The following is a 6,992-nucleotide window of genomic DNA, read 5'->3' on the forward strand; positions in this document are numbered from 1 at the left end:
CCGTCCGGCAGCCGCCGCCCGCGCGTGGAGCGCGACCGGGCGGCGGGCGCGGCGGGACGCGCAGGAGGAGCAGCAGGACGAGCCAGAGCGGCGCGGCGACGGCGACGAGGAGGAAGGAGAGGGTCAGCCGCAGGTCGCGGCGGTTGTGGAGGTCCTGGGCCGCGAGGCTGTGGTGGACCACGGCGACCAGGTCGACGTCGGGGCGGGGGCCACGGCGCTCGCCTCGTCGAAGAGGATCTCCTCCACCACGCGGTCGGCGAAGGCGTCGTCGAGGTAGGCGCCCGCGCAGAGGTAGCGGGTGACGTCACCCCGCTCCCGGCCGACCGGCTGTCTCCCCCGTGCGGTGTTCATGCCGAGCCTCATCTCCTGTAGCCGACGCGGACGGCCCGAGGGGGTGCGGGCGGGTGGGGCGCGGTGCGGCCGGTTCCGGGGTGAGCGGCGCGGACGGGTGCGGCGCCGGTGGGCCGCGCGCGGGCGCGGCGTGGCGCGTGCTCGTCCGTCGACGACCGTGTCGGGGTCCCCCCGGGCCCCGTCCCCCGGAAACAGTGGCCGCACTCTATGGCATCCCCGCCCCGGCCGGACCCGAATCCCCCGATGTCCGGCACGGGACGCGGACGACCGGCCGCGGCGCCCGCGCGGGGGCGGGTTCCGGACCGGTCGTGGGCCTGCGCCGGGGCCCCGGCTGTGGTCGGAGCGGCTCGGGCTGTGGTCGGGGTGGGGCGGCGGGCGGCGGTTCAGCTGAGGTTGGGCTCGGTGGCCTCCGCCATCGGCACCGGGGACGAGGTGATCACCTCGGAGGGCCGTCCGCCCCGGTCCAGGAGGCCGCCGGTGACGGCGAGTCCGAGGCCCGCGACGGCGAGGACGGCGCCGACCAGGCTCGGCGCGGCCCAGCCCCAGCCCGCGGAGATGACCAGGCCGCCGAGCCAGGCCCCGGCCGCGTTGGCGAGGTTGAACGCGGAGTGGTTGGAGGCCGCGGCCATGGTGGGCGCGTTCTTCGCGTTGACCATGAGCAGCATCTGCACGGGGGTGGTGATGAGGGAGCCCATCGCGCCGATGAAGGTGACGGTCACCAGCGCGGGGATCGTGGAGTGGATGGTGAAGAAGAGGGTCACCAGCGCGGCGGCGAGCAGCGCGATCCCGGCGTAGAGCGTCGGGCGCAGCGCGCGGTCGGTGAGGGGTCCCGCGACCAGGGTGCCGACGGTCATGCCCACGCCGTAGAGGGCGAGGACCAGGGTGGTGGAGGAGTCGGAGATGCCGGTGAGGTGGGTGAGCATCGGGACGAGGTAGCTGTAGACGGCGAAGAAGCCGCCGAAGCCGACGACGGCGGTGGCCAGGCCGATGGCGACCTGCCGGTTGCCCATGGCGCGCAGTTCGTGCCGGATGCCGGCCTGCGCGCCCCGGGGCTGGTGCGGGACGAAGGCGGCGAGCCCGGCGAGGGCGGCGAGTCCGATGACGGCGACCGCGCAGTACGCCCACCGCCAGCCCAGTTGCTGACCGAGCGCGGTACCGGCGGGGACGCCGACGATGTTGGCGACGGTCAGTCCGAGGAAGACGCGGGAGACGGCGCGGGCCGCGCGGTCGGGGGCGACGAGCCGGGAGGCGACGACGGCGCCCACGCCGAACAGCGCGCCGTGCGGGAGTCCGGCGAGGAACCGGGCGGCGAAGAGCAGGCCGTAGCCGGGCGCGACGGCGGAGGCCGCGTTGCCGATCACGAAGAGGCCGGACAGCAGGAGCAGCAGGCGCTTGTGCGGGATCCGCGCACCGATGCCGGTCAGCACGGGGGCGCCGATGACGACGCCGAGGGCGTAGGCGGAGACGAGGTTGCCCGCCTGCGGGACGGACACGCCGACTCCGTCGGCTATCTGGGGCAGCAGGCCCATCGTGGTGAATTCGGTCGTGCCGATGCCGAACGCGACGACAGCCAGGGCCAGGAGAGCCAGTGGCATGGTGCAGGGGAACCTTTCGGGGACAGCGGCGGGGGACGGGGAGCACGGACGCGGGCGCGGGGAGCGGGGCGGACGGGAGGTGTCCGCCGGCGGCACCCCCCGTGAGCGTCCCTGTCCGGCGCCGTTGCCGACAGAGGCCCGGAGCGTGCAGCAACAGGGAAGTGGTCGCGCATTCCGGCTCCGTCGCGTGTCGTCGCGTGATCCGCGTCACGGGTTCCGGTCACCCGGGCGCTCCCCCTCGGCGCGGCGAGCACCCCCTGCCCCCGCCGGTCGTCGTCCGGCGGGGGCAGGGGTGCTCACGGTCCCGGGCGGGACGGCGGGTGGGGGTACGGGCGCGTGGTCCTGTCCGGGACGGCGGGTGGGGGTACGGGCGCGTGGTCCTGTCCGGGACGGCGGGTGGGGCGGGGCGGCGTTCGCGGCGGCGCCCCGCCCCACGGCCCCGGGCGGGTGTTCCGCGCCGGTGCGGTCGCGGGCCGTCCCCGGGGTCAGCCCGCCGAACGGGCCAGCGAGAGGTCGGTGTTCCAGTAGCTCTCCGGGGGCAGCGAGTCCCAGGGGTTGCCCGCGAGGGTGTCGGGCGTGACGTAGACATGGCCCGCGTTGCGCTGGCGGGCGAGGGCCATCGTCGAGCGCAGGCTCGTCTCGTCGGGGCTCTCGTAGACGAGGTGCCAGATCTTGTCGGGGGACGCGCCCGCCTCCCACGCCTGCGGCTGGAAGGTGCGGTACGTGGCCGCGCTGCCCTCGAAGGTGACGAGGGTGTCGGCGGCGGCGGTGTAGCACTGGGCCGCGCCGGTGCCCGGGTTGTCGACGACGACCGAGGAGGCTCCGTGGCGGCTCTCGACGTAACTGCGCAGTTCGGTGTAGCGGTTGACGTTCGCGTTGCCCGGACCGCAGTCGTTCTGCCCCTCGTCGAAGAAGATGCCGCCGAGCCCCGCCGAGCCGTACAGCCTGTACCAGGTGTCGACCTCGGACTTGATCTGCCGCATCCACTCCGCCGGGTCGGTGGAGCCGGACTTGGTGGTGATGCCCGTCGAGCCGAAGTAGCCGGTGCGCACGTACCCGATGACGGTGACCCCGGCGTTGTGCGCGGCCGTGATCGCGGAGGTGTACTGGGCGTCGCCCGCGCCGGGGCCGCTGTCGGGGTTGGCGACGGCCAGGCCGACGGTTCCCGCGCCCTGGCCGAGCCGGTTCCAGAGGGCGCCGGGCGCGAAGTACGCGGGGACGGAGACCTTCTGGGCGGCGGCGAGGGTGTCGTGCGGCGCGGCGGGCGCGGCGTCGGCGGGGGCGGCGGTGACGGCCCAGGCGGCGGTGAGCGCCAGCAGGACACCGGTCACGGCGGACGGGGAGGGTCGGGTCATGTGTGATCCCTTGCGTGTGGGGGGGGATGGGGGTCACCGGTGCCGCCCTCGCGGTGGGCTGTTCGCCGACTGCCCCTGGGGCGCGAGGTGATGTGCGGTGCGCGGCGTGGCCACCCTAGATCCGCTCCGGGCGGTGGTCGAGTGGCTGCCGGTGTCAGGGCGCCAACTGCTCAGCCCCGGTGGGCAGTTGACTCGTCCGTGCAGGCGGGGCAGTACTCGTGGGGCGCGGGGTCGTGGGCGCCCAGGCCGTGCTCCTCGGCCAGGTCGGAGCAGGCCGGGCAGACGGTGGTGCCGTCCTCGTCGTGGCGCGGCAGCAGGCGGCCGCCGCAGCGGGGGCTGGGGCAGGTGCCGGGGGACGCGGCCGGACGCGGCGCCCGGCCGCGTCCCGGCCCCGGGAGGGCGTCCAGGGTGCCGAGGGCACGGTCGAGATCGAGGTCGAGGTCGATGAAGGGCTGCACGGGGCGTCTCCTCCTCCTGGCTCGGGGGCCTGGGCCCGGTGTGGTGCTCACCGCGGGGCATCGCGGGACGGGGTCCCGACCGGCACCGCCGTCCCCGGCGCCCGGCGGGCGTCGACGGTCCTCCGCCGCCCGGCGGGCGTCATCTGTCCTCCGGCGCCCGCCGGACGTCGTCGCCGGACGTCATCGCCGGTCGGATGATCCGCGCGGGACCGTCGGGCGCCCGGACGGCGTGCCGCTCGGCGGAGGTCCGGCGGGCACGGGCGGGGCCTCCCCTGACGACGGCGCCGCCGACGCCCCGGTGCCATCGCCCCCCGGGAGACTGCACCGCCGGGACGTCCGTCTCGTCGTCCCCGAACGACCGCGCTACCGGGACGTCGGTGCCGTCGTCCCCGCCGCACGCGGTGCGCGGGTCTCTCCTGAACGCCGCCGCCAGGTCGGCCCGCCCGGCGGCGCGGGAGGTCGGCGGCGCGTCGGCCTGCCGCGCGGACGGGCGGCGCGGCAAGGGCACGTCGGCGGGAACGGGCTCGGGATCGGGATCGAGTGCGTGAGGCGGCGGGGTCCGGCGGTGGACCGTCAGGGGCGGGGCCGCCCGGTACGTCCGGCCCGAGCGTCCGGAGAGCAGGTCGGGGCCGGGTCCGACCGACCTGAGCGGGAGCGGGACACGGACGGCGGCGGGCGGCCAGGCCGGGACGAGCAGGGCGTCCGGGACGGTCACCAGGGCCGTCGTCCCGTCCCAGGCCTGGGCGAGCAGATGGACGCCGACTCCGTGGCGGCGGGCGATTTTCGCCGCGGTGAGCAGGCCGATCTGCCCCTTGCCGACCTGCTCGGCGGCGGCGGGCCCCTCGGGGTCGCGCAGGAGCGCGTTCATCCGCTCCCGGCGCTGCGGACTCATCGGGACGGCGCGGTCCTCGACCTCGATCTCCAGGCCGCCGTCGACCTTCCGCGCGCGGACGTGGACCAGGGTGGCCGGGTCGGAGTTGTCACAGGCGTTGTCGATCAACTCGGCGAGCAGGTGCGCCAGATCGGGGCCCACGTGCCCGGGAACGGCCAGCTCCGTGCCGTCGGGTCCGCCCTCGACGATCGCCCGCGGGTACTGCGCGACCTCCGACACCGCGCCGCGCAGCACCGTGGTCACGTCGATCGGGCGGCGTCCGCGGCGCAGCGGTTCGGCGCCGAGCACCGCCCGGCTCTCCACGAGCCGCCGTATCCGGGTGACCAGGTGGTCGACGCGGTAGATCTCGTCCAGCAGCACGGGTTCGTCGGTGAGCCACTGGACGGCGGACAGCGCGTGCAGGGCCCGTCCGACGAGGGCGAGCTGACGCTGAGTCAGGTGGCGCTCGGTGCGGCGCACGATCTCGGGCCGCGCCTCGTCCCGCACCCGGACCAGGGCCGCCGCCGTGGTGACCCGGAGTTCGTCGAGGAGCCCGACCACGCGTGCGGCGGGGTCGGCGGAGCAGGACGCGGGGACGTCCACGGTGCGGGACGGCCCGGACTCCGCCCGCGCAGATCGTTCGGGGCGGGCGGGTGCGCGGTTGCCGGGGACGGCCGGTGCGCGTTGCTCGGGGACGGCCGGTCCGGGGTTTCCGGAGACGGCCGATGAGAGGTGTCCGGGGGCGGGCGCCGCGGTGGTCCCCGGTGTGGGCGGATCGCGGTGTTCGGGGGCGTCCGGCCCGCCGCGGTCGTCCAGTTCGCGCAGCGCCCGGCCGACGGACCGGTCCAGGGCGCGGGCGGCCTCGGTGATCCGGTCGAGGTCGGCCTCCCGGGCGTCGTCGAGCGTGCGGCGCAGGGCGGTGACGGCGGTCCGCGTGCGGTGGGCGGCGGCCAGGGCGGCGAGGAATCCGCCGACCGCGACGCCCGCGAGGAGGGTCCCGGACGGCAGCCGGGTGGTCGTCGAGGCGATCGCCGCCGCGCCCAGCAGGACGGCGTGGACGACGACGGGGATCAGGACCGGTGCCCGGACGTGTCCGCGCAGGACGCGCTCCACGGGGGTCGCGGGGCGGAAGGCGTGACCGGGGGCGGGAGACACACGAGCTGGCATGGGTTCCTCGGAGAACGGGCCCGCAGTGACGGGGGAAGGAGAGGGTGACTGAGGGGCATCGGGCGGGGGGGGGCGGCGCGGCGGCTTCGAGGGGGAGTCCGCTGCCGCGCCGCCGGATTCCCGGCCCGATGCCCCGGCCTGTGACGCGCGGGACCGCCGGCGGGGGGACCAGTCCGCACGGGGTCGATGAATCCCTTGGCGCTGTCAGTCGTGAACTGTACCCGCGGGTACCGGTGTTTTCCGTCCGGTCGTCTTCAGGCCGTTGTTGAACGGTTGACCGGTTTACGCGCCGCCCCCGTGGCACGTTTCTGTGAGTGAATCCGTCCCCGCATCGGCATTACCGGTGCCACCCACCCCCGACCGGCACTCCACCGCAGGTCAGAGCGGGAAGATGAGGGAGAGCGCGACTTCCTTCAGCTTCTTTCCTCCTGGTCGGGAAGTGTGAACTCATCGAAAAGAACGGGCCTTTGCCACCAGTCCGGGGAACGTTTTCCGGCCGCGCCCGGCGCGCGATTGTTCAAGCACCGTGAGCAGTGTTTCCGAGAGGAGGAAAGAGCGGATCGCGGGCCTGCGGGAACGTCCGTGACGCGGGCGGGACTTCGCAAGGCGTCCGCCCTGACGCCAGGGGGTTCGGGCTCGCCCGCGCGTGCGGTTCAGCCCGTCGTCATGCGGAAGGAGAGCAGTTCGGCGCAGGAACCCGGACCGGCGCAGCGGGCGGTCACCCGCAGATCGTGGCGTCCGGAGAGGGGGCGGGCTCCCGCCACCACCGCGTGCGGGTCCCGCCCGGCCGGCAGGGCCAGGGTGGTCCAGAGTTCGCCGCGCGGGCCCCCGCCGAGGCGGAACTCCAGGCGGGCCGGACGCCGGGTGACCTCGGACACCTCGGCGACGAGCCGGTCGAGGTCCACCCCGCCGAAGCGCACCCGGCGGTAGACGAGGGAGGCGCCGTCGGGCAGGCGCCTTCCGCGCGGACGGTCCGCGCGGAAGGCGAGGGTCCCCTGCGCGAAGGCGAACTGGTCGGCGACGATGGGCCGGTCGACCCGTAGCGGTGCCCCCGGGGCGCCGGTTCCGCCCCGGCCCGTGGACGGGTCCGTCACGTGTCCGGCGAGCAGCACGCCGAGCACGACTCCCGGCAGGAGCACCAGGGCGGTCGCCCGTCCGGCCCGTCCGCGCAGGGCGCGCAGCAGGCGGGAGCAGA

7 protein-coding genes are annotated in these 6,992 nt (G+C 75.8%); all 7 read right to left on the reverse strand.

Annotated features, from left to right (window positions below):
• Window positions 1-181 (reverse strand): hypothetical protein (locus tag GA0115242_RS41280; RefSeq protein WP_141721811.1); only part of this gene is annotated, 181 nt, incomplete at its 3' end.
• Window positions 124-351: a hypothetical protein gene (locus GA0115242_RS40415; RefSeq protein ID WP_141721813.1), complete on the reverse strand. Its 228-nt coding sequence runs from the start codon at window positions 349-351 to the stop codon at window positions 124-126. The genes GA0115242_RS40415 and GA0115242_RS41280, both read right to left, overlap by 58 nt.
• Before the next feature lie 383 nt (window positions 352-734).
• Entirely contained in the window at window positions 735-1,946 is a 1,212-nt protein-coding gene (locus GA0115242_RS30410; RefSeq protein WP_093834151.1) for an MFS transporter, read from the reverse strand.
• Between the two features lie 485 nt (window positions 1,947-2,431).
• Window positions 2,432-3,301, reverse strand: a complete 870-nt coding sequence (locus GA0115242_RS30415) for a spherulation-specific family 4 protein (protein ID WP_093834153.1) — start codon at window positions 3,299-3,301, stop codon at window positions 2,432-2,434.
• Between the two features lie 170 nt (window positions 3,302-3,471).
• Window positions 3,472-3,759 (reverse strand): hypothetical protein, encoded by a 288-nt coding sequence (locus GA0115242_RS30420; RefSeq protein ID WP_093834155.1) that lies wholly within the window; start codon window positions 3,757-3,759, stop codon window positions 3,472-3,474.
• A gap of 139 nt (window positions 3,760-3,898) precedes the next feature.
• The gene (locus tag GA0115242_RS30425) at window positions 3,899-5,797 is read right to left on the reverse strand and encodes a sensor histidine kinase (RefSeq protein ID WP_093834157.1); all 1,899 of its coding nucleotides are present in this window, start codon (window positions 5,795-5,797) and stop codon (window positions 3,899-3,901) included.
• A 653-nt stretch (window positions 5,798-6,450) separates the two neighbouring features.
• On the reverse strand, window positions 6,451-6,992 hold a 542-nt coding region (locus tag GA0115242_RS40985), incomplete at its 5' end, for a hypothetical protein (RefSeq protein WP_202555998.1).

Source organism: Streptomyces sp. SolWspMP-5a-2, from assembly GCF_900091845.1.
In the GTDB taxonomy this organism is placed as follows: domain Bacteria; phylum Actinomycetota; class Actinomycetes; order Streptomycetales; family Streptomycetaceae; genus Streptomyces; species Streptomyces doudnae.

What these genes read in the sequence shown, in the direction of transcription:
- GA0115242_RS40415 (WP_141721813.1), bottom strand. Translation starts at nt 351, where the DNA reads ATGAACACCGCACGGGGGAGACAGCCGGTCGGCCGGGAGCGGGGTGAC.
- GA0115242_RS30410 (WP_093834151.1), bottom strand. Translation starts at nt 1,946, where the DNA reads ATGCCACTGGCTCTCCTGGCCCTGGCTGTCGTCGCGTTCGGCATCGGC.
- GA0115242_RS30415 (WP_093834153.1), bottom strand. Translation starts at nt 3,301, where the DNA reads ATGACCCGACCCTCCCCGTCCGCCGTGACCGGTGTCCTGCTGGCGCTC.
- GA0115242_RS30425 (WP_093834157.1), bottom strand. Translation starts at nt 5,797, where the DNA reads ATGCCAGCTCGTGTGTCTCCCGCCCCCGGTCACGCCTTCCGCCCCGCG.